The 20,385-nt window shown below is 68.9% G+C and carries 22 protein-coding genes and 1 tRNA gene; 15 read left to right on the forward strand and 8 right to left on the reverse strand.

What is annotated here, in order from left to right; all coding sequences use genetic code 11:
• Positions 1-20: 20 nt before the first annotated feature.
• Both ACFXK0_RS11300 and ACFXK0_RS11305 read right to left on the reverse strand, forming a co-directional pair.
• Complete coding sequence (locus ACFXK0_RS11300; protein ID WP_379409964.1) at positions 21-1,031, reverse strand: ornithine cyclodeaminase family protein; 1,011 nt, start codon at positions 1,029-1,031, stop codon at positions 21-23.
• Positions 1,003-2,118: a TauD/TfdA family dioxygenase gene (locus ACFXK0_RS11305; RefSeq protein WP_379409965.1), complete on the reverse strand. Its 1,116-nt coding sequence runs from the start codon at positions 2,116-2,118 to the stop codon at positions 1,003-1,005. Before ACFXK0_RS11305 ends, ACFXK0_RS11300 begins: the two co-directional genes overlap by 29 nt.
• A gap of 379 nt (positions 2,119-2,497) precedes the next feature.
• Between ACFXK0_RS11305 and ACFXK0_RS11310 the strand changes: the two genes are divergently transcribed.
• From ACFXK0_RS11310 to ACFXK0_RS11335, 6 genes are all read left to right on the forward strand, one after another.
• A complete protein-coding gene (locus ACFXK0_RS11310; protein WP_379409966.1) occupies positions 2,498-2,725 on the forward strand; it encodes a hypothetical protein in 228 nt (75 codons plus the stop codon).
• Between the two features lie 51 nt (positions 2,726-2,776).
• Positions 2,777-3,502: a lytic transglycosylase domain-containing protein gene (locus ACFXK0_RS11315; RefSeq protein WP_379409967.1), complete on the forward strand. Its 726-nt coding sequence runs from the start codon at positions 2,777-2,779 to the stop codon at positions 3,500-3,502.
• A 116-nt stretch (positions 3,503-3,618) separates the two neighbouring features.
• A complete protein-coding gene (eno, locus tag ACFXK0_RS11320; RefSeq protein WP_379409968.1) occupies positions 3,619-4,905 on the forward strand; it encodes a phosphopyruvate hydratase in 1,287 nt (428 codons plus the stop codon).
• A 23-nt stretch (positions 4,906-4,928) separates the two neighbouring features.
• Positions 4,929-5,513, forward strand: coding sequence for a septum formation initiator family protein (locus tag ACFXK0_RS11325; protein WP_379409969.1), 585 nt, complete (start codon positions 4,929-4,931; stop codon positions 5,511-5,513).
• Complete coding sequence (locus ACFXK0_RS11330; protein ID WP_379409970.1) at positions 5,510-6,022, forward strand: DUF501 domain-containing protein; 513 nt, start codon at positions 5,510-5,512, stop codon at positions 6,020-6,022. Before ACFXK0_RS11325 ends, ACFXK0_RS11330 begins: the two co-directional genes overlap by 4 nt.
• Positions 6,023-6,181: 159 nt before the next feature.
• Positions 6,182-7,138, forward strand: coding sequence for an exopolyphosphatase (locus tag ACFXK0_RS11335; RefSeq protein WP_379409971.1), 957 nt, complete (start codon positions 6,182-6,184; stop codon positions 7,136-7,138).
• A gap of 86 nt (positions 7,139-7,224) precedes the next feature.
• Here ACFXK0_RS11335 and ACFXK0_RS11340 read toward each other — a convergent pair whose 3' ends face one another.
• Positions 7,225-8,331: a TfoX/Sxy family DNA transformation protein gene (locus ACFXK0_RS11340; RefSeq protein ID WP_379409972.1), complete on the reverse strand. Its 1,107-nt coding sequence runs from the start codon at positions 8,329-8,331 to the stop codon at positions 7,225-7,227.
• A gap of 85 nt (positions 8,332-8,416) precedes the next feature.
• Here ACFXK0_RS11340 and ACFXK0_RS11345 point away from each other — a divergent pair, with 85 nt between their 5' ends.
• Positions 8,417-9,655, forward strand: a complete 1,239-nt coding sequence (locus ACFXK0_RS11345; protein ID WP_379409973.1) for a cytochrome P450 — start codon at positions 8,417-8,419, stop codon at positions 9,653-9,655.
• Between the two features lie 106 nt (positions 9,656-9,761).
• On the forward strand, positions 9,762-10,331 hold the full coding sequence (locus ACFXK0_RS11350; protein WP_379409974.1) for a TetR/AcrR family transcriptional regulator: 570 nt from the start codon (positions 9,762-9,764) through the stop codon (positions 10,329-10,331).
• 3 nt (positions 10,332-10,334) lie between these two features.
• On the opposite strand, the gene ACFXK0_RS11355 is transcribed toward ACFXK0_RS11350, so the two are convergent.
• Entirely contained in the window at positions 10,335-10,604 is a 270-nt protein-coding gene (locus ACFXK0_RS11355; RefSeq protein ID WP_379409975.1) for a YdeI/OmpD-associated family protein, read from the reverse strand.
• 97 nt (positions 10,605-10,701) lie between these two features.
• On the opposite strand from ACFXK0_RS11355, the gene ACFXK0_RS11360 reads away from it, so the two are divergent.
• The 4 genes from ACFXK0_RS11360 (at position 10,702) to ACFXK0_RS11375 (ending at position 13,439) form a co-directional block, all read left to right on the forward strand.
• Positions 10,702-11,718, forward strand: a complete 1,017-nt coding sequence (locus tag ACFXK0_RS11360) for a MerR family transcriptional regulator (protein ID WP_379409976.1) — start codon at positions 10,702-10,704, stop codon at positions 11,716-11,718.
• Positions 11,691-12,914 (forward strand): acyl-CoA dehydrogenase family protein, encoded by a 1,224-nt coding sequence (locus ACFXK0_RS11365; RefSeq protein ID WP_379409977.1) that lies wholly within the window; start codon positions 11,691-11,693, stop codon positions 12,912-12,914. Before ACFXK0_RS11360 ends, ACFXK0_RS11365 begins: the two co-directional genes overlap by 28 nt.
• A gap of 119 nt (positions 12,915-13,033) precedes the next feature.
• Complete coding sequence (locus tag ACFXK0_RS11370; protein ID WP_379409978.1) at positions 13,034-13,189, forward strand: DUF6131 family protein; 156 nt, start codon at positions 13,034-13,036, stop codon at positions 13,187-13,189.
• A 34-nt stretch (positions 13,190-13,223) separates the two neighbouring features.
• Positions 13,224-13,439 carry a hypothetical protein gene (locus ACFXK0_RS11375; RefSeq protein ID WP_379409979.1) on the forward strand — a complete coding sequence of 72 codons (216 nt, stop codon included), beginning with the start codon at positions 13,224-13,226 and terminating at the stop codon, positions 13,437-13,439.
• Between the two features lie 173 nt (positions 13,440-13,612).
• On the opposite strand, the gene ACFXK0_RS11380 is transcribed toward ACFXK0_RS11375, so the two are convergent.
• The 3 genes from ACFXK0_RS11380 to ACFXK0_RS11390 form a co-directional block, all read right to left on the reverse strand.
• Positions 13,613-13,686, reverse strand: a tRNA-Leu gene (locus ACFXK0_RS11380).
• A gap of 117 nt (positions 13,687-13,803) precedes the next feature.
• The gene (locus ACFXK0_RS11385) at positions 13,804-15,315 is read right to left on the reverse strand and encodes an APC family permease (protein ID WP_379409981.1); all 1,512 of its coding nucleotides are present in this window, start codon (positions 15,313-15,315) and stop codon (positions 13,804-13,806) included.
• Between the two features lie 50 nt (positions 15,316-15,365).
• On the reverse strand, positions 15,366-16,844 hold the full coding sequence (locus tag ACFXK0_RS11390) for a peptide MFS transporter (RefSeq protein WP_379409982.1): 1,479 nt from the start codon (positions 16,842-16,844) through the stop codon (positions 15,366-15,368).
• A 164-nt stretch (positions 16,845-17,008) separates the two neighbouring features.
• Between ACFXK0_RS11390 and ACFXK0_RS11395 the strand changes: the two genes are divergently transcribed.
• A complete protein-coding gene (locus ACFXK0_RS11395) occupies positions 17,009-17,455 on the forward strand; it encodes an SRPBCC family protein (RefSeq protein ID WP_379409983.1) in 447 nt (148 codons plus the stop codon).
• A 62-nt stretch (positions 17,456-17,517) separates the two neighbouring features.
• Here ACFXK0_RS11395 and ACFXK0_RS11400 read toward each other — a convergent pair whose 3' ends face one another.
• A complete protein-coding gene (locus ACFXK0_RS11400; protein ID WP_379409984.1) occupies positions 17,518-18,105 on the reverse strand; it encodes a TetR/AcrR family transcriptional regulator in 588 nt (195 codons plus the stop codon).
• Positions 18,106-18,195: 90 nt separating this feature from the next.
• Between ACFXK0_RS11400 and ACFXK0_RS11405 the strand changes: the two genes are divergently transcribed.
• Positions 18,196-19,731, forward strand: coding sequence for an LVIVD repeat-containing protein (locus ACFXK0_RS11405; protein ID WP_379409985.1), 1,536 nt, complete (start codon positions 18,196-18,198; stop codon positions 19,729-19,731).
• Complete coding sequence (locus ACFXK0_RS11410; protein ID WP_379409986.1) at positions 19,728-20,354, forward strand: DUF305 domain-containing protein; 627 nt, start codon at positions 19,728-19,730, stop codon at positions 20,352-20,354. Before ACFXK0_RS11405 ends, ACFXK0_RS11410 begins: the two co-directional genes overlap by 4 nt.
• Positions 20,355-20,385 lie beyond the last annotated feature (31 nt).

Below are 20,385 nucleotides of genomic sequence, written 5' to 3' on the forward strand. Positions count from 1 at the left end.
GGTGCCGCGCCGTGCGTCCGCTAATCCCACAGCGGTACCTCGGTACCTCGGCCCTCCGCGATCGCGCGGGTGGCCAGGGCGTGCGCGACCGCGATATCGGTCAGCACCAGGCCGCTGTTGTAGACGAAGATCTTCTCGTCCTCGCTGCGGCGGGCACGGGCGGCGCGGGTCAGCACCTGGGGGAGTTCGGCGTCGACGGAGCGCAGGGTGCCGTCGGGGCCGGCCATGTCGGTGCCGGTCAGCGCCATCTGGGCGGCGCTGGTGGCGACCACCCGGTCGGCGTCGACCAGCGTCGAGGGCGCCAGCCCGTAGCCGACCAGCACTGCCACCGAACCCGGTGCCAGATGGCTGGATTCGAGTGCGACCTCGGTGCCGGGCCCTGCGGTCGCCAGCACCACATCGGCGCCGCTCGCCGCCGCGTACGGATCGTCGACCACCTCGAGCAGCGCGTGCGGCGCCGCCTCGGCCAGGTGCGAGTGCACCGCCGCCAGGCCTTCGGGATGGGTGCCGTAGACCATCAGCTTGCGCAGCTGCGGATTCGCCGCCAGCAGATGCGGCAGCGCGTTGCGGCCCTGGGTGCCGGTACCGATGAGCAGCGCGCTCTCCGCACCGCGCCGCGCGGTCTCGCGCACCAGCAGCGCCGAGACCGCCGGTGTGCGTAAGGCGCCCACCCTGGCACAGTCCATCATCGCGATCGGCGCGCCGGTGGTGTCGTCGTAGAGGGTGATGGTGGTGTAGTAGCGCTTGGTGCTGCGGTCGTGGCCCGGGTCGAACTTGTAGGAGGTCTTCATGGCCACCACGCGGCGCCTGCCGTCGCGCCCGAGCATCGCGTAGGACACCGAGGAACCGCCGGGATCGGCGACGCTCAGCTTGCGCGGATTGTCGGATTCGCCTGCGGCGAAGGCGAGATAGGCGTCCTCGACGGCGCGCACCACCTCGGCGGGGGTGATCGGCACATCGGCCAGGTCGCTGCGCGAGAGCACCCGCAGGGGGACGCTCCGGTCACGGATGTTCAACGGATCCTCGTTCATCTGTGCTGCCCCGCTCTGCTGTCCGATCCGTGCTCGCCCACAACGGTGCGAGCACGTGTTGCCCATACCCATTCTCGGACTTCTCCTGCGGGCGGCGACGGCGTTCGGGCAGCCGGATGTTGACGCGTTTGAGCCAGCGGTCGGTGCCGTCGTAGCGAGCGCGGAACGGCACCCGGCCGTGCACGGCGACATCGTTGTCGACCAGCAGGATCTCGCCGGGCGCCAGGGCGGGGGCATGGCAGACCCTGGCGAGTTCGGCGGTGAGCCGGGCATAGGCCGCCCGGAACGCCGGATCGGCGTCGTCGAGCGGGGTGTAGGCGGGATCGTAACGCAGTGTGGCGCCGCCGGTTTCGTCGAGCCAGACGGTGGGCAGCGGGGCGGCGGCCTGGTCGAAGCCGGTGCCGTAGGACACGTCGGGCAGGATCGGCACCGTCGGTACGCGCAGCGCGCGCAGGTCCTCGGCGCTCAGGCGCGCCTGACGCACCGAGGACACCGTGGTGGCGACCCGGTCCGGATTGCGCAGGCAGACCAGCATCAGCAGGTGCGCGCGCCGGGCGTGGAAGGCGTCCTCGGTGTGCGGGCTGAGCAGGGTGGAACTGCTCGCGCCGGACTGTTCGTCCTCGTGGCCTGCGGCGGGCACGATGTTGTTGACCAGCCGCCCGTTCTGCTGGCCTTGCCAGCCGAACGGCTCACCGGCGCAACGCGCCAGCAGCAGCATCGCGATGTCGAGTTCGAGCGAGCCGTGGTGCGCGGGGTCGGCGGCGGACTCGGCGGCGGCCTGCCAGTGCGCCGGTGTCGGACCGAATTCGCTGTCGTCGACCGGTAATCCGCGGACGACGGTCGCGCCGGCCGCGGTGGCGGGCGGTCGCACCGCATCACGCACCGCATCGGGCAGTTCGCCGGCGCGTTGCTCGATCTGGGCGAGTAGCGCGGGCGTATGCAATGTGGTGGTGTGTGGTGAATCACCCAAATGGTGACGAATATCGGCGGCGAGCGCGCGGACGGCCGTGGCGGCGTCGGGCGGCAACTCGCGATGTTCGATGTCGTGCAGGTGAATCGTCAGACGTTCGGAGAGAACGCGTTTCACCGGCCTTCCCTTCTTCGCATCGGTCGAACGCGGGTGATTGGAGACTCGATGTGCGAAGGTAATGCTTGGCATGTCGTTAGGCAAGACTTACCTAATGCGAGTATCGTGAAATAGCCAATCCATATAACACCATTTTTACCGCAGGACCTGGGACATGCGGAGTGTGGGGTGCGGTGTGTCCCACTGCGGTTCGGTCGCGGTCGAGACGGAGCTCACTTCCATCGCGGCGAATCGCCGTGTCCGGTGTTAACGCGCCGGGCCGCGTGGTCGATGTCATCGGGTTGCCCCCCAAGCGATTTCAGGAGATCACGTCTCGATGGTGCATCAGACACCGCTTCGATCCCGCCCGCCACGCCGACGCCCGACACCCCCGCTACCGATGGGACCGCTGTCGAATCGGCGCGACGGCTGGCGGCTGGTGTACTGGCTGGCGCCACTGTTGGCGCTGGTCGTCGCGATCGCCGCCGGGCTGATCACCTACGCGCTCACCCGGCCCCACCCCGACGGTCAGGCGCGACAAGACCATCCGGTTTCGAGTGTCCGATACGACGCATTCGGTTGTTCCGCAACGAATTCGCTGTGCCCAGCCGCCGGTCGCCTCGGCTGAATCCGGCGAACAGCCGTGGCGGACGTGCCGAGAACGCCTCGGATCTGGATGATGGATCGAGTGACTGGAAACAAGGTCGGCGTGCTCGCCGCCGTGGCGGTGACCGCGCTGCTCGCGGGGTGTAGTTCGCTCGCGTCGATTCCCGGGGACATGCCGCCGGGCCCGGGGGCCGCGCTGCCCGCGATCGATGTGAACGCGCCCGGCCGGGCCGCCGAACAACTGAGCGGCTGGGCAGGCGAACAGTCCGAGGCGGTCGGCATCGAACCGATCGCCCTGGAGGCCTACGGCTACGCGGCCGCGGTGCTGGCCCAGTCGCGGCCCGAATGCGGGATCGCCTGGACCACCCTGGCCGGCATCGCCAGTGTGGAGAGCGGGCACGGCACCCATCGCGGCGCCGGAGTCGACGCGGACGGCACCGTGCGCCCGGCGATCATCGGCGTCGCCCTCGACGGCACCAAGGGCAATGCCGTCATCCGCGACACCGACGGCGGCAGCCTCGACGGCGACACCACCTACGACCGCGCCGTCGGCCCGCTGCAGTTCATCCCCGAGACCTGGCAGCGCTGGGCGGTCGACGCCAACGGCGACGGCGTCCTCGACCCGCAGAACATCGACGACGCCGCCCTCACCGCCGCCCGTTACCTGTGTATCCGCGGTGGCGATCTGACCTCCGCCGACGGCTGGCAGCGCGCGCTGTTCGCCTACAACCAGTCCAACAAGTACATGCGCGTGGTGCGCGACCGGGCCGCGACATACAGCATCGGACGTCGCGTGTAGTTCGCCACGGCCCCGGAGTGCCGGTTACTGCGCGTCACGTCGAAGCGATAGGCTCGCAACCGCACGGCCCATCCCGTGAGACCTACCGTGCCTTCAAGTCGTAAGGAGTCGTTTTCGTGGCCATCATCGAACAGGTCGGAGCGCGCGAGATTCTGGATTCGCGTGGCAATCCCACTGTCGAGGTCGAGATCGCCCTCGACGACGGCACCCTGACCAGGGCGGATGTCCCGTCCGGCGCGTCCACCGGTGAGCACGAGGCCGTGGAGCTGCGTGACGGTGGCGACCGCTACAACGGCAAGGGTGTCACCAAGGCCGTCGAGGGTGTCCTCGACGAGATCGCGCCCGCCATCATCGGCCTCGACGCCGTCGAGCAGCGCACCGTCGACCAGGTCCTGCTGGATCTGGACGGCACCCCCGACAAGTCCCGCCTCGGCGCGAACGCCCTGCTCGGCGTCTCGCTGGCGGTGGCCCGCGGCGCGGCCGAGTCCTCGGGGCTGGAGCTGTTCCGCTACCTGGGCGGCCCGAACGCCCACGTGCTGCCGGTGCCGATGATGAACATCCTCAACGGCGGCGCGCACGCCGATACCGGCGTCGACGTGCAGGAATTCATGGTCGCCCCGATCGGCGCGCCCACCTTCCGCGAGGCGCTGCGCTGGGGTACCGAGGTGTACCACTCGCTCAAGGCCGTGCTGAAGGAGAAGGGACTGTCGACCGGTCTCGGTGACGAGGGCGGCTTCGCCCCCGACGTCGCGGGCACCGTGGAGGCGCTCGACCTGATCAGCGTCGCCATCGAGCGCGCGGGCTACAAGCTCGGCACCGATGTCGCGCTGGCACTCGACGTGGCCGCCACCGAGTTCTACACCCCCGGCACGGGCTACAAGTTCGAGGGCAAGGTCCGCACCGCCGCCGAGATGGGCGAGTTCTACGCCGACCTGCTCACCCGGTACCCGCTGGTCTCCATCGAGGACCCGCTGTCGGAAGACGACTGGGACGGCTGGGTCGCACTCACCGACGCCATCGGCGACAAGGTGCAGCTGGTCGGCGACGACCTGTTCGTCACCAACCCGGAGCGCCTGGAAGAGGGCATCGCCAAGGGCGCCGCCAACGCGCTGCTGGTGAAGGTCAACCAGATCGGCACCCTGACCGAGACCCTCGACGCCGTCGAGCTCGCGCACCGCAACGGCTACAAGACCATGATGTCGCACCGTTCGGGCGAGACCGAGGACACCACCATCGCCGACCTCGCGGTCGCGGTGGGCTCGGGCCAGATCAAGACCGGCGCCCCCGCCCGTTCCGAGCGGGTCGCCAAGTACAACCAGCTGCTGCGCATCGAGGACGCCCTCGGTGACTCGGCGCGCTATGCCGGCGACGTGGCCTTCCCGCGGTTCACCGGCGAATTCTGATCGGATGACGGGGTAGGGAGCGAATGACCGAGCGACGTGCGCGTGGGACCAGTCCGGGTGGACGTGGCGACCGCCGCACGTCGCGGGCCGCGCGCTCCCGCCCCAGCCATCAGGATGCCCCCGGCCGCCCCGCCGCGGCCAAACGCACCACCCGGCGTCGTCCCGAGTCCGCGGCAGGCGCCAATCGCAAGTCCGGTGGCAAGCTCGAACGCAGCGAACACACCATCCTCGGTCTCTCGACCGGCAAGGCGGTGATCCTCGCTGCCGTGCTGTGCGGACTCGCGCTGACCCTGGCCGTGCCGACCCGCACCTATTTCAGTCAGCGGGCCGAAGCGGCGGCGCTGGCTCAGCAGCGCGCGGAACTCGACGCCGACCTGGCCGCCCTGCGGGACCGCCGGGCCCAGCAGCAGGACCCGGCCTACATCCGCTCCGAGGCCCGCGACCGATTGCGCCTGGTGATGCCCGGCGAAACCCCCTACATCGTGCAGGTTCCCGGCATCGAAGCACCGGCGCCGCCGCCGATGAGCACCCGACAGACGGCGCCCGACCCCTGGTACACCGACCTGTGGCGCAGTATCTCCGAACCAGCCCCGGAAGGACCACGGTGACCGCACCGAACGAGCGCGACCTCGAGATCATCGCCCAGCAGCTGGGCCGCGAGCCGCGCGGCGTTCTCGCCGTCGCCTACCGCACCCCCGACGGTCTGCCCGCGGTGGTCAAGACCGCGCCGCGACTGCCCGACGGCACCCCGTTCCCCACCCTGTACTACCTCACCGACCCGCGGCTCACCGCCGAGGCGAGCAGGCAGGAATCGGCCGGTGTCATGCGCGAGATGACCGAACGCCTGGCCGCCGACCCCGAGCTGGCCGCCGCCTACCGCGCCGCCCACGAGTCCTACCTGGCCGAACGCAACGAGATCGAGTCGCTCGGCACCGATTTCACCGGCGGCGGCATGCCCGACCGGGTGAAGTGCCTGCACGTGCTGATCGCTCACTCCCTGGCCAAGGGCCCCGGCCTCAACCCGTTCGGCGACGAGGCGGTCGCCTTGGCCGCCGACGCCGGCCTGCGCGGCACCGCCATCCCCACCGACTGGCCCACCTCCAACCCCTCTCACTAGCGGCATTTTCGTGCATTTCGCGCGTCGTGAGTCAGAAAACTGACTGGAGCGCGGCCGATTGCACGATTACGCCGGGTTCCATCGGACAGAGTGGTCCCGGGCCCGGGCAGGCATAATCGCGGGCAGCGACCGGTACGGGCCGGAGATCTGGAGGAACTCATGGGTGAGCGCATCGCCGCAGTCGACTGCGGAACCAACTCGATCCGTCTGCTGGTCGCCGAGGTCGGTGCCGACGGTGGCCTGACCGACGTGCACCGGGAGATGCGCATCGTCCGGCTCGGCCAGGGTGTGGACGCCACCGGCCGGCTGGCCCCCGAGGCGATCGAACGGACGCGGGCCGCGCTGGCCGACTACGTCGACGTGATGACCGCGACCGGGGTGACCCGGGTGCGGATGGTCGCCACCTCCGCCACCCGCGACGCCGCCAATCGCGACGACTTCTTCGAGATGACCCGGGTCGAGCTGGGCCAGGTCGTGCCGGGCGCGGTCGCCGAGGTGATCACCGGCGACGAGGAGGCGCGGCTGTCCTTCGCCGGCGCCGTCGGCGAATTGGCCGCCGACGCGGGCCCTTTCGTCGTGGTCGACCTGGGTGGTGGCTCCACCGAACTGGTCGTCGGTGACGAGTCCGGTGTCCAGGCCGCCTATTCCGCCGATATCGGCTGTGTGCGGGTCACCGAACGCTGCCTGCCGGGCAATCCGCCGACGGCCGACGAGGTCGCCGCCGCACGGGAATTCGCGCAAAGCAAGCTCGACGAAGCCTTCACCAAGGTCCCCGTCGAGCAGGTCCGCACCTGGGTCGGCGTGGCAGGCACCATGACCACCATCACCGCCGTCGCCCTCGACCTGCCCGAATACGATTCCGAGCGGGTGCATCTGACCCGCCTCAGCCTGGCCGAGGTGCACGATGTCTGCGATCGCCTCATCGGCATGAACCACGACCAGCGCGCAGCCCTCGGCCCGATGCACCCCGGCCGGGTCGACGTCATCGGTGGCGGTGCCGTCATCACCGAGGTCCTGGCCGACGAACTGGCCACCCGCGCGGGCGTCACCGAACTCGTCGTCAGCGAACACGACATCCTCGACGGCATCGCGATGTCGATCCTGCGTGACGCCTGACCTGGACAATTGATCACCAGGCCACAGCGGATTTCGGCTCTCGGGCGATGTCTCCCTGGTGGCCTGGTGATCAATCGTCCAGTGAGTCAGCGGGGGAGCGGGCGGATGGGGGCTCGGTGGCGGCGGCGGGGGGTGGGGGGTGTGGCCAGTGGTTCGCCGAGCTCGGTGAGCATGGCGCGGCGGCGGTCCGAGGGGATCATCCGGCGGTCGAGGTAGGTGAGCGCGCCCTCCATCGCCCAGAGCATGTCCAGTTTCAGGCCTTTCGTGCCTGCCGCGCGCAACCGGCGGTAGGTCTCGACCGCGCCGAGGGCGGCGAGGTCGTCGAGGGAGTGCACCTCGGCGGCCGCGAGCATGGGGGCGGCGTGGTCGCCGAGTACGTGCTCGCGCCCGGACCACTGCCGCACCCGCAGGTGGGCATCGCCGCGGACGTGTTCGGCCTCGTGCCACACCGCGTAGCGCAACTCGTCCGGGGTCCAGTCGTCCTCGCGTGAGAGTACTTGCGCGCGTGCCTGTCCGGCGACGGCGACCATGGTGCGGAAGTGGCGGAAGATCTGGATCTCGCCGTCGTGGCCGCGGTTCCAATCGTCGAGGTAGGCGTAATCGGTGCCGCGGCGGGCCGAATCCAGGCGGGCGGCATCCAGGGCCCAGGTGCGGCAGTCCTCGGGTGTGGCGGGGGTGAGCACGAGCAGGCCGCGGCGGCGGGCGATGTCACCGCGCACGCTGCGGTATCCGGTGGCGTAGCGGCGCTCGATGGCCTCGGGCGCGGTGGCCGGGTCGAGGCCGAAGGTCTGCCAGCGGACGGTGCCGGCCGAATTACTCAGTGGCAAACGGCGTTTCAGTTGGGCAGCGGTGTGGTCGTCGAAGGAGGTGCACCAGCCGGGGACCAGCACGATCGGGTCGGCGGGGTCCGCGTCGAAGGGTGTCGGTAGCAGGAATTCGCGGCCGATCACCATGACCGTGCCGGGGCGGGCCTGATACGACAACCCCCACAGCAGCCGCGCGAGCAGCTGGGCGCCGTGGTCGTCGCTGAGGATGTGCCAGGTCTCGTGGAATCGATTGGTGCTGAAGCGTGCGTGCGTACCCGGCCGGGGCGTGATCGCCGTCCGGACGCCGGGTACCGACCGCACCTCGTGCCGGTGCAGTTTCAGGCCGTTGCCGATGGACCGGGCGTTCCCCGGGCGTTGTCTTTTCATCGTGTTCCAGGAGGCCACAGCGTGGTCGGCGCGGGCAACCGATTAAACGTTAGACAGATACGGCTGTTTGTCTTATCGTGGAGGCATGAGCACAACGATGTCTCGTTCGGTGGGGTTCGAACTGCGCTCCGGGGAAACCTGGCGCGACCCCTGGTCCATGTACGCGGCACTGCGCGAGCACGACCCCGTACACCGGGTGGTCCCGGACGGACGCGAAGACCACGACTTCTACGTGCTGTCCCGGCACGCCGATGTGTGGGCGGCGGCCCGCAATCCGGAGGACTTCTCCTCTGCCGAGGGACTGACCGTGGACTACGTCGATCTGGCCGCCGCCGGCTTCGGTGGCGTCAAGCCGCTCGTCTTCATGGATCCTCCGGAGCACACCGGATTCCGTCGCCGGGTCGCGCCGGGATTCACACCGCGCCAGGTGAATTCGGTGGAACCTGCGGTGCGCAGGTTCATCGTCGACCGGATCGAGCGGTTGCGCGCGGCAGGGGAGGGCGACATCATCGCCGAGCTGCTCAAACCGCTGCCGACCATGGTGGTCGCGCACTATCTCGGTGTGCCGGAACAGGATCATGGCAAATTCGACGAGTGGACCGAGAACATCGTCGGCGGCGCGGTCGCCGGTGCCGGGCTGGCCGCCGGTGATCAGCACGCCTTCACCGCGGTCGGGGAACTGGTCGGCTACTTCACCGAACTGATCGCGCGGCGCCGGGTCGAGCCGGGCGACGACACCATCTCCCACCTGCTCGCCTCCGGCCTCGGCGACGACGGCGACGAGGGCCTGATCGCGATCCTCGGTTTCGCGTTCACCATGATCACCGGCGGCAACGACACCACCACCGGCAACCTCGGCGGTGCGGTCCAGCTCCTCACCGCACACCCGGACCAGCGCAGACTGCTCATCGAGGACCCGTCCCTCATCCCCGATTCGGTCGAGGAATTCCTGCGGATGACCTCACCGGTGCAGGGCCTGGCCCGCACCGCCACCCGCGACATCACCCTGCACGGCACCACCATCCCCGCCGGTCGCCGCGTCCTGCTGCTCTACGGTTCGGCCAACCGCGACGAACGCGAATTCGGCCCCACCGCAGCCGAACTCGACATCCGCCGCAACCCCAAGCGCATTCTGTCGTTCAGTCACGGCCACCACCACTGCCTCGGCGCCGCGGCCGCCCGCATGCAAGCCCGCGTCGCGCTCGAGGAACTGCTCGCCCGCTGCCCCGGCTTCACCGTCGACCTCGACGCCGTGCAGTGGTCGCACGGCAACTATGTGCGCTGGCCGGTCTCGGTCCCGTTCCGTGCCGACGGTGCGGCATGATCGGTCGGTACCTGGTGTCTCCCGCGCGTCGCCACGCCGCGGGAGGCAACGTGGCGCGGCCGCACCCGTGTGCCGGTCGAGCGAGTGTCGGTCGGGAGGACCTGGGATGAGTGGTGACTGGCTGGCCACCGATCGGGCCGATCTGGCCGCTGAGCGCATTCTCGACGCGGCCGCCGAACTGTTCGCCGAACAGGGCGTGACCGCGGTCGGCATGGGCGATATCGCCAAGGCGGCCGGTTGCTCGCGCGCCACCCTCTACCGGTACTTCGACAACCGCCATGCCGTGCGCGTCGCTTTCGTGCACCGCGAGACCCGCCGCATCGTCGCCCGCCTCGACGAGCAGGTCCGCGAGATCGCCGACCCCGCCGAGCGCATCATCGCCGCCATGCTCGGCGCGGTCGGCCAGGTCCGCGCCGACCCGCTGCTCATCGCCTGGTTCCGTGGTGACGCGGGCCCCGCGGGCAGCATCAGTCAGGATTCCGATGTCATCGAGTCGCTGGCCGCCTCGATGTTCGCCGACACCGACCTGAGCGACCCCGAACGCAGCCGCCTGTCCCGGTGGCTGACCCGCGTCATCGTCTCGCTGCTCACCACGCCCGGCCGCGACGCCACCGATGAACGCCTCATGCTCGAGGAATTCGTCGCCCCCGTCCTCACCCGGGCCCACCAGCCCTGACTCTCACGACCGCCCGGTGCGCTCGCGGTGCGCACACCCCGGCCAGCAACAAGGCCGCCGCTGCCCGTCTGCCAGCTCCTCCTGTGTCCGCCGGATCCGCCGTTCCCGGGTGGTCGCCTGCTTGGCGTCGGTCACCCAGCAGATGAACTCGTTGCGCGCCAGCGGCGTGATGTCGCGCCACGCCGCCAACGCCACCGCGTTGCCGAGCAATGCCGTCCGCAGATCATCGGGCAACTCGTGCACCACCCCGCCGGGCACTCCCTTACTGCTCATCTCTCCACGGTAGTACCGACCTGCGAAAACGCCGCCACGAGCCGATCCCCGGACCTTTACGCCGTAGCCTGGAAATCTCATCGGGGCGGAGGTGGCGGTGCTGGACGGCGGATCGGGCAGCGCGATGGTGAGCATCGGGGAACTGGCGCGCGCCACCGGTGTCCCCGTGCGGACGATCAGGTACTACTGCGACGAGGGCATCGTGCAGGCACAGCGCAGCGCGGGCGGGCATCGGGTGTTCGATGCCGAGAGCGCGACGCGCCAGCTCGTGCTGGTCCGGCGGTTGCGCGCGCTCGGTCTCGGTCTCGAGGCGATCGTCGAGGTGCTGCGCGGCCAACGTTCGATCGCGGAAGCTGTTGCCGCCGAATCCGTCCGGCTCGATCTCGAACTCCGGACCTTGGCGTGGCGGCGGGCATCGCTGCGCGCGGTCGAGGCGGCCACGCCGGCCGAACGCGAGGCGCGCCTGGGCTTGCTCGCCGCCGCCCAGGACGGACATGCGGTGCGCGACTGTGTGGTCCAGTTCTGGCGACGGATGCTCAGCCCGCTGACGCCACGCGACCTCGATACTTTCGTCTGCGGAAACATCCCGGAGCTGCCCGCCGACCCGTCGGTGTCCGATGTCGTCGCCTATGCCGAACTCGCCGCTCTCGTCGGCGACGCCACGCTGTACGGCGCCGTCGGGCGGCAGTTGTGGCGCACCCGCCCCGAGGCGATCCGGGATCGCCGTGCCCTGTTCCTGGGTGTCGGGGAAGTGCTGGTGGACGTGCTGCCGTTGGTGGCGACCGGCACGAGGCCCGATGCAGGCGTGCAACTCGATCGCTTCGTCGACGTCCACGCCGGCGCGCGGGCCGAGCGCGACTCGCCCCGATTCCGGGCCGAGCTGCTGGTCGGCGCTACCGATACCGACCAGCGCATCCACCGGTACTGGACGTTGACGGCTCAGCTCTTCGGCGGCACGGCCACCGTCGGTCATGCGCACGGGTGGCTCTTCGATGCACTGTGTGGACCCGCCGCGGACCGACACGAACTAGAACGTGTTCTATATTCAGGGGGAGTTGTTCCGGCGATCCCTCAGGGAGTCCAGAGATGTACCAATGGTCCGACGAAGACCTGATGTTCCGTGACGCTGTGCGTGGGTTCATCGCCAAGGAGATCAGTCCGCATGTCGACCAGCTGGAGAGTGGGGCGCTGCCGCCGTTCGACATCATCCGCAAGCTGTATGCCACCTTCGGGCTGGACGAGATGGCGCGCGACGGGCTGGCCAAGGCGCTGGCCAGGGAAGAAGCGGGAACCAGCGGCTCGGGGAAGTCGAGCGGGTTCAGCGGGGCGGGCAGCATGGGGGTGATCCTCAACAGTGAGCTGGCGGGGGTGAGCCTGGGGCTGGTCGCCTCGATGGGGGTGAGCCTCGGACTCACCGCGGGGACCATCCGCAGCCGCGGCACCCTCGCCCAGAAGAAGCGGTGGCTGCCCGAGCTGGTCACCATGGAAAAGGTCGGCGCCTGGGCCATCACCGAACCGGATTCGGGATCCGACGCCTTCGGCGGGATGAAGTCCTATGTCCGTCGCGACGGCGCGGACTACATTCTCAACGGCCGCAAGACCTTCATCACCAACGGTCCGTACGCCGATGTCACCGTCGTCTACGCCAAGCTCGACGAGCAGGACGGCACCGATCGTCGCGACCGCAAGGTGCTGGCGTTCGTGCTCGACAAGGACATGCCCGGCTTCGTGCAGAGCCCGCCGTTCAAGAAGATGGGCATGAACTCCTCGCCCACCGGCGAACTGTTCTTCGAGAACGTCCGCATCACCCCCGACCGCCTCCTCGGCGAGACCGAGAACCCGGCCAAGGGCGACGGAAAGGACAGCGCCAAGGAGTCGTTCGCCGCCGAACGGATCGGCATCGCCTCGCTGGCGCTGGGCATCATCAACGAATGTCACCGCCTGTGCATCGATTACGCCAAGTCACGCAAGCTGTGGGGCAAGGAGATCGCCCAGTTCCAGCTCATCCAGCTCAAACTGGCCGAGATGGAGATCGCGCGAATCAATGTGCAGAACATGGTCTTCAACGCCATCGAACGCACCGCCGCCGGCGACAAGGTGACCCTCGCCGAGGCGTCGGCGATGAAGCTCTACTCCTCGCGCGCCGCCACCGAGGTCGCGATGGAGGCCGTGCAGCTCTTCGGCGGCAACGGCTACATGGCCGAGTACAAGGTCGAGCAGCTCGCGCGCGACGCCAAGTCGCTGATGATCTACGCGGGCAGCAACGAAATCCAGGTCACCCACATCGCCAAGGGCCTGACCGCCGGATAGTGCGAGCCCGGCGCCGGTCACCTTCTCGGCGGACCTGTTTGTGATCGGCGCGACCGGGCATACGCCCCACACGGGGCGCTACCCGCGTCGCGACGGTTGTTACCGAACAGGTGAGTTCCATGATTGTTCTCGGCGCAATACTGCTCATCGCCGGAGTCGTCTTCGGCATTTCGCTGCTCAGCACCATCGGCGTGGTGCTCCTGGTGATCGGCGTCGTCCTGTTCCTCGCCGGTTCCCTCGGCCGTCCGGTCGGTGGCCGCAGGCACTACTACTGACTCGCGGCCCGACCCGGCCAGGTAGGAGGACATCATGCCGGTCAACATCACCCGCATCCTGTCGATCATCGTGCTGGTCTGGCTGCTCATCGGTGTCATCGCCGCAGCTCAGCGCGGCTATTTCACCGACCGCGAGCAGACCTGCGCGACCCTGGGCACCCTCGCGGTGACCACGATCGCAGGCCCCCTCAACTACATGGGAGCAAACCCGAAGGTCGACAACTGCGACCTGCCTGCCCCGAGCGAGTAGGCCAGGAACTCCGGCGGGCAGCGTGCCCGCCGGTCCGCACTGTCTCAGTTATCTTGCGGCACCTCGCAAGTGACGATGGCCAGTAGAGGTGCGACCCACCTCCGAGGGACGGCACGACTGTCGCGCAACCGCCCGCGACCTGCGGCGCAGCGTGCCTACCAGCACCGATGAAGTGCCCCCACTGGGACTCGAACCCAGACTGCGCGGATTTTAAGTCCGCTGCCTCTGCCAATTGGGCTATAGGGGCCGTCTCGGACAGCCTAGCGACTCGTACGGGTGTACCGGAATCGTGTCGGTGGACTCGGTCGGCACGGCGTGTCGCGTAGCAGCACGCCGGGCCGACCGGGCTGTCGAAAAGTGCTGGTCAGTCGGTATTGGTGGTCTTCCGGCCGAGGACGGAGTTGCGGCGGCCGTAGGCGAAGTAGACCACGAAGCCCAGTGCCATCCATATGATGAAACGTAACCAAGTCTCGACCGACAGGTTGACCATCAGCCACAGGCACGACACCACCGCCAGGATGGGCAGATAGGGCACCAGCGGGACGCGGAAGCCGCGTGGCAGGTCGGGGCGGGTGCGGCGCAGCACCACGACACCCACCGAGACCAGCACGAACGCGAACAGCGTGCCGATATTGACCATTTCCTCCAGGGTGCCGAAGTCGACGAAACCGGCCAGCACACAGCAGATCACGCCGACGATGACGGTCAGCCGCACCGGCGTGCCGCGCGAACCTGTATGGGCCAGCCAGCGCGGCAGCAGGCCGTCGCGCGCCATCGCGAACAGCACCCGGGTCTGGCCGAGGAACAACACCATCACCACGGTGGTCAGGCCGGCCAGCGCGCCGATGGAGATGACAGTCTCGGCCCAGTCGACGCCGTGGATCGCGAACGCGGTCGCCAGCGTGGCGTTGTCGCCGGCCAGATCGGTGTAGGGCACCATGCCGGTGAGCACCAGCGTGACCGCGACATAGAGCACAGTGACGATGAGCAGCGAGCCGAGGATGCCGCGCGGCACCGCCTTCTGTGGGTTCTTGGTCTCCTCGGCGGCGGTGGCGACCACGTCGAAACCGATGAACGCGAAGAACACCAGGCTGGCCGCGGCGAGCAGTCCGTACCAGCCGAAGTCGGTGTTACCGGCGCCGGTGAGGAAGGCGAACAGTGTCTGGTGCAGGCCACTGGCGGAGTCCTGCGCGGGCTCCGAGGGCGGGATGTAAGGGCTCAGATTGTCGGCGTTGAAGTACATGAGGCCGACGACGATCACCAGCGCGATCACGCCGAGTTTGATCGCCACCGCGATCGCCGACACCCGCGAGGACACTTTGGTGCCGACCGCCAGCAGCACGCCGAGCACGGCGAGCAACGTCACCGCACCCCAGTCGAAGGTCACCGAGCCCCAGTGCACCGTCGCGGATTCGAACCCGAAGACCGTGCCCAGATATTGCGACCAGCCCTTGGCGACCACCGACGCGGCGAGCGCGAATTCCAGGATGAGGTCCCAGCCGATGATCCAGGCCACCAATTCGCCGAAGGTGGCATAGGAATAGGTGTAGGCGCTCCCCGCGACCGGCACGGTCGAGGCGAATTCGGCATAGCAGACCGCGGTGAGCCCGCACGCGATCGCGGCGAAGACGAAGGCCAGCGATACCGACGGCCCAGCGACATTGCCCGCGGTGCGCGCGGTGAGGGTGAAGATGCCCGCGCCGACGACCACGGCGACACCGAAGATCGTGAGGTCCCAGGCAGTCAGGTCCTTGCGTAGCCGGGAATCCGGTTCGTCGGTGTCGAGAATCGATTGCTCGACTGATTTGGTGCGGAACAATCCGTTCGCGCGGCCGGCTGAACGGCTCGCCCCCGGGGTGGTTTCGGGTGTCGCCACGGTCCTTCTCCTTACTGCTTCGAACGTCTTCGTGGATTACCCGGGGCGGGTCAGTGCACGCCTTGCATGTGTCGCTTGATCCAGGGCGAGATCGCCATCACGACCAGACCGGCGGCGATGGCCGCCGCGCCGCTGAACCCGAAGTAGGCGGTCTCGCTGTCGGGGCTGTAGAAGCGGGCCAGCGTGCCCGCCATCGAGGTGCCGATACCGACCGAGAAGAAGTACAGCGCCATCATCTGGGACCGAAACGCCTCAGGCGCGAGATGCGTGGTGACGGCCAGGCCGATCGGCGAGAGCAGCAACTCCGAGATCGCGAAACCGCCGAGAATGGCGAAGACCGCCAGCACCGGCACCGTCTTGCCCTCGAACCCGCTGAGCAGCGCGAACAACCAGAAGGCGATGCCCATGCCGATCACGCCGAACGCGAACTTGATCGGCGTACTCGGCGCCCGGTTGCCCAATCTCGTCCACATCAGCGCGAACAGCGGCGATAGCGCGATGATCCACACCGGCTCGACCGAACCGATCCAGCTCGCCGGCGCCTCCCAGCCGAAGATGCGCCAGTCGATGCGTTCGTCGGAATACACCGCGAGCATGGTGAACATCTGCTGGAACAGCGACCAGAACACCGCATTGGCGATGAACAGCGGAATGAACGCGCGCACCCTGGTGCGTTCGACCGGGGTCACCTTGGCGCTGGTCAGCAGCACCGCGAAATAGGCGATCGAGGCCACCACGATGACACCGGTGGTCACGTCGGAGAGATTGTCGAGGGTGACCAGCCCGGTCACGATGGCGAGCACCACCACCACGGCGGCGACAGCGACGCCGATCAGCACCGGCGTGAGCTCGGGGCGGGTCAGCGGGTTGGCCACGACGCGCCCGTGCGTGCCCAGATTGCGCCGGAAGATCACGTACTGGGTCAGGCCGAGCGCCATGCCGACCGCGGCGGCGCCGAAACCGGCGTGGAAACCCCACTCGCGCTGGAGCAGGCCGGTGAGCAGCGGCCCGGTGAACGCGCCGATATTGATGCCGAGATAGAACAGCGTGAAGCCGCCGTCCACGCGGGCGTCCGAGGGCGCGTAGAGCGTGCCGAGCAGCGAGGACGCGTTGGCCTTGAGCGCGCCGCTGCCGAGCGCGACCAGCACCAGACCGACACCGACGCCGGTCAGCCCGGGCAGGATCGCGAGCGCGATATGACCCGCCATCACCACGACGCCGCCGTAGAAGACGGTGCGCTCCATGCCCAGCACCCGGTCGGCAATCCAGCCGCCCAGCACGGTGGACAGATACACCAGGCCGCCGTAGGCGCCGACGATGCCCAGCGCGGTGCTCTGGTCGAGGCCGAGGCCGCCGTCGGTGGCGGAGTAGTAGAGGTAGTAGCCCAGGATCGTGAGCATGCCGTAGAAGGAGAATCGCTCCCACAGCTCGACACCGAAGAGATTGGTCAATCCGATGGGATGCCCGAACAGGGTGCGTTCGGCAGCCGCGTCGGGCTGGTCGCCGAGCGGGGTTTCTTCCGGGGACATGAGGAAAACGATCCCACGCCGAAACGGTGTACAGCAATTTTCCCGCATCTTCGCGATTCGGCGTGCCGTGCCGCTCGCGGCGGGGAAAGTCGCGCAGCGGTGCCCGGCGCGCACGAATTACGCTGGAGAGGCCGGATTCCCGCGACGGAGGGTGGAAATCAGACGTGCTGACAGCCGAGGTGACCGTGCCGGTCCCGCCGGAGCAGGCGTTCGCGCCGCTGGCCGACGGCTGGCTCTACGCGAGCTGGGTGGTCGGCGCGTCGCATATCGGCGCGGTGGATCCCGGCTGGCCCGCGGTCGGCAGCCGGATCCACTACCGGTTCGGGTTGTGGCCGGTGCTGATCAGCGATACCACGGTGGTTCGGGCGGTCGACGCGCCGCACCGGCTCGAACTGGAGGCGCGGCTGTGGTCGGTGGGCGCGGCCTCGATCCGGCTCACCCTGACCGCGACGGATGCCGGGCACACCAGGATCCGGATGATCGAACGGGCCGTGCGCGGGCCGGCGCGGTGGGTGCCGGGGCCGGCGCAAGATCTGGTTTTCGCGGCGCGGAATCAGGAATCGCTGGACCGGCTCGCCGATGTGATCCGGGCGCGTGCGCAGAATCATTGAGGGCCGTAATTCCGGCCGGTCGGTATGCCGGAAATGGCGGTTTCGGCAAATGTGTTGTGGCGCTAGCCCGGTGACTCGCCGCGCGCCTCGGCGGCGTTGTCGGCGGTGAGCCGGTAGACGGTGCGTTCCAGGGTCGGCAGGATCTCGGTGATCGGCAGCGAACCGGTGGCGAAGCGGCCGATCAGGGCCAGCACCATATTGCCCAGCACCAGGCCGACATCGTGCAGATAGCCGGGGTCCAGATCGCGCATCGCCACCTCGGCGGCGGGCAGCACCGCCGCCAGGCCCTGGCTGTCGAGGCGTTCGCCGCCGGGGCCGGTGCGCGCGTAGTGGTAGGCCTCGAGCATCCTGGGGTTGCGTTCCCAGGGCTCGAAGACGGTGCGCAGCATGCGATTGACGCTGTCGCGGATGGATTCCGCCGGGCCGGGCACGGTCACCTCGGCGTAGGTGTTGACCTCCATCCACTGTTCCAGCGCGGCGATGATCAGTTCGTCCCTGGTGGGGAACAGCTTGTAGATCTTGGCCAGCGAGACGTGCGCGTGCGCGGCGACGGCGCGGAGCTGGACCGCCTCGTAGCCCTGCGAGGTCAGTAGATCCAGGACCGCCGCGACGATCTTGGCGGAAGCTTCCGAATCTGGTCCCTTACCCACCCGTGAATGGTAGCGTCGCGCCCTGGTAACCCGGTTACCACCGCGTAGTGACTATCGAAAGGCGACCCGATACGGGTCGACGGCAACGCCATGACCTCCTCGTTCTTCCGCACAGCCCGGCGCTGGGGCACCCTCGCCGCCGCGGTCCTGGTGCTGCCGGTCGTCGCGACCGTGCCCTCGGCGGGCGCACCGCCGCCGCAGTCCGCCGGCGCCGCCGACTGTCAGCCCGGCTCGATCCCCGAGGCCGGCCTGCAGGGTGACGTGCCCGCCGCCGAACGCGACAGCGGCCGCAGCCGCGACGGCTACCGCTGCAATATCCGCCAGCTCGGCAGCTCGCCCGGCCGCGGCGGCGGCATCACCTCGGTGACCTTCGATCACTGCGCCTACATCGGCACCTTCTTCCCCGGCAATCTGCTCGGCGAGGCGATGGGCGTGCGCGTCATCGACGTCAGCGACCCGACCGCGCCCGTGCACACCACCACGCTCACCGAACCGGCCATGCTGGCGGGTACCTGGGAGAGCCTCAAGGTGCACGCCGGGCGCAAGCTCCTGATCGGCGCCGGTGTCCCGTTCCTGACCGGCGCAGGCTTGATGTCGATCTACGACATCTCCGACTGCGCCCACCCGCGACTGCTCAATCCGGGGCCGGGAACCGATCTCTCGCTGCCGCTGCCGATCACCGCGCACGAAGGCGGCTTCTCCCCGGACGGCAACACCTACTGGAGTTCGGGAACCGCTCCCGGGCTGGTCAGCGCCGTGGACATCAGCGATCCGGCGCAACCGAAGGTGATCTGGCAGGGCCTGCCCGGTTTCTCCATGCACGGTTTCGGCTTCTCGCCGGACGGCAACCGGATGTACCTGGCCAACAATATGGGCGGGATGAAGGTCCTCGACGTCAGCGCGGTGCAGCGCCGCGACAGCGCGCCTGCCGTGCGCGAACTCGCCGACATGCCGTGGACCGACGGCTGGGCGACCCAGCACATCCTGCCGGTCAGCTACGGCGGCAAGCCGTATGTGTTCGCGGTCGACGAGGCGGGCTCGGGCGGGGTCAAGCTCATCGATGTCAGCGATGATCGCGCGCCCCGGCAGGTGCAGTCGATCAAGCTCGCGATCAATCTGCCCGAGAACCAGGACAGCATGGTCGCCTCGGCCTCGGGCGGTTCGCTGTTCGCCTACGACGCGCACTACTGCGCCGCCGACCGCCCGGCCGACCCCACCGCGCTGGCCTGTAGCTGGACCTCCTCGGGCATCCGGGTCTTCGACGTGCGCGACCCCGGCGCCATCCGCGAGATCGCCTACTTCAACCCGCCAGCCAGGACCGGCCAGAACGCCGAACTGTGGAACTCCCCGCACGCGCTGGCCTCGATCATCGGCCCGCCGCTGCTGGCCGCGCCGTCGCTGGCCCAGGCGATGCTGCAAGGACAGTTCGATCCCGCCCAGGCGCTCAGTTCCCGTACCGGGACACTGGCATTCGGCGATCTGTCCACCGACTGGTGTTTCGCGCCGCCGGAGTGGCGCGGCAACCAGCTGTGGACGGCCTGCGCCGACAATGGATTCCTGGCGCTGGAACTCTCGCCCGCGGTGTACACGCCACCGCCCGGACAGCGATCGACGACCGGATCATGATCGCCCACCGCGCGATGCGCGTACTCGCCCCGGCCGGCCTCGCGGTCCTGCTGCTCACCATGGGCGCGGCGATGCGGCCGCTGATCTCCTCCGACGAGCAGACAGCCGCACCGGTGCTGACCGCGACCGAGATCGGTTTCGTCCAGGACATGGTGGCCCACCACAGTCAGGCCCTGATCCTGGTGCAGCGGCTCGACCCGGGCGCTGGACCCGGCGTGCTCGCGCTGGCCGGGCAGATCGCCGATGCCCAGCGCACCGAGCTGGGCATGTTGCTGGGCTGGCTGCGCCTGGCCGGCGCGCCGGTCACCAACGCCGAGCCGATGGGGTGGACGGTCGGCGCCCGGCATCACTCCGATGCCCTTGCCGCGCACACCGATTCGGTGATGCCGGGAATGGCGAGCACCGCCGAGCTCGACGAGCTCGCCGCAGCACGGGGCGTGCAGGCCGAGGTGCTGTTCCTGCGGCTCATGCAGCGGCACCACTACGGCGGCATCCAGATGGCCGCCGCGGCCGAGGAAATCCTGTCGAGCGGTGAGGTGAAGCGGGCCGCCCGCGACATGATCACCGGCCAGGGCCGCGAGGTCGGGCTGCTCGGCATGTTGCTCGCGCAACGCGCGAGCTGAAGATCGAAAATCCCTGGGCGCCAGCGCGTCC

It is taken from the genome of Nocardia sp. NPDC059177, assembly GCF_042755165.1.
Classification (GTDB): domain Bacteria; phylum Actinomycetota; class Actinomycetes; order Mycobacteriales; family Mycobacteriaceae; genus Nocardia.

Excerpts from the sequence above, each read along its gene's own strand:
- ACFXK0_RS11300 (WP_379409964.1), bottom strand. The coding sequence starts at position 1,031 with ATGAACGAGGATCCGTTGAACATCCGTGACCGGAGCGTCCCCCTGCGG.
- ACFXK0_RS11310 (WP_379409966.1), top strand. The coding sequence starts at position 2,498 with ATGGGACCGCTGTCGAATCGGCGCGACGGCTGGCGGCTGGTGTACTGG.
- ACFXK0_RS11315 (WP_379409967.1), top strand. The coding sequence starts at position 2,777 with ATGGATCGAGTGACTGGAAACAAGGTCGGCGTGCTCGCCGCCGTGGCG.
- ACFXK0_RS11325 (WP_379409969.1), top strand. The coding sequence starts at position 4,929 with ATGACCGAGCGACGTGCGCGTGGGACCAGTCCGGGTGGACGTGGCGAC.
- ACFXK0_RS11335 (WP_379409971.1), top strand. The coding sequence starts at position 6,182 with ATGGGTGAGCGCATCGCCGCAGTCGACTGCGGAACCAACTCGATCCGT.
- ACFXK0_RS11340 (WP_379409972.1), bottom strand. The coding sequence starts at position 8,331 with ATGAAAAGACAACGCCCGGGGAACGCCCGGTCCATCGGCAACGGCCTG.
- ACFXK0_RS11345 (WP_379409973.1), top strand. The coding sequence starts at position 8,417 with ATGAGCACAACGATGTCTCGTTCGGTGGGGTTCGAACTGCGCTCCGGG.
- ACFXK0_RS11350 (WP_379409974.1), top strand. The coding sequence starts at position 9,762 with ATGAGTGGTGACTGGCTGGCCACCGATCGGGCCGATCTGGCCGCTGAG.
- ACFXK0_RS11355 (WP_379409975.1), bottom strand. The coding sequence starts at position 10,604 with ATGAGCAGTAAGGGAGTGCCCGGCGGGGTGGTGCACGAGTTGCCCGAT.
- ACFXK0_RS11365 (WP_379409977.1), top strand. The coding sequence starts at position 11,691 with ATGTACCAATGGTCCGACGAAGACCTGATGTTCCGTGACGCTGTGCGT.
- ACFXK0_RS11370 (WP_379409978.1), top strand. The coding sequence starts at position 13,034 with ATGATTGTTCTCGGCGCAATACTGCTCATCGCCGGAGTCGTCTTCGGC.
- ACFXK0_RS11375 (WP_379409979.1), top strand. The coding sequence starts at position 13,224 with ATGCCGGTCAACATCACCCGCATCCTGTCGATCATCGTGCTGGTCTGG.
- ACFXK0_RS11390 (WP_379409982.1), bottom strand. The coding sequence starts at position 16,844 with ATGTCCCCGGAAGAAACCCCGCTCGGCGACCAGCCCGACGCGGCTGCC.
- ACFXK0_RS11405 (WP_379409985.1), top strand. The coding sequence starts at position 18,196 with ATGACCTCCTCGTTCTTCCGCACAGCCCGGCGCTGGGGCACCCTCGCC.
- ACFXK0_RS11410 (WP_379409986.1), top strand. The coding sequence starts at position 19,728 with ATGATCGCCCACCGCGCGATGCGCGTACTCGCCCCGGCCGGCCTCGCG.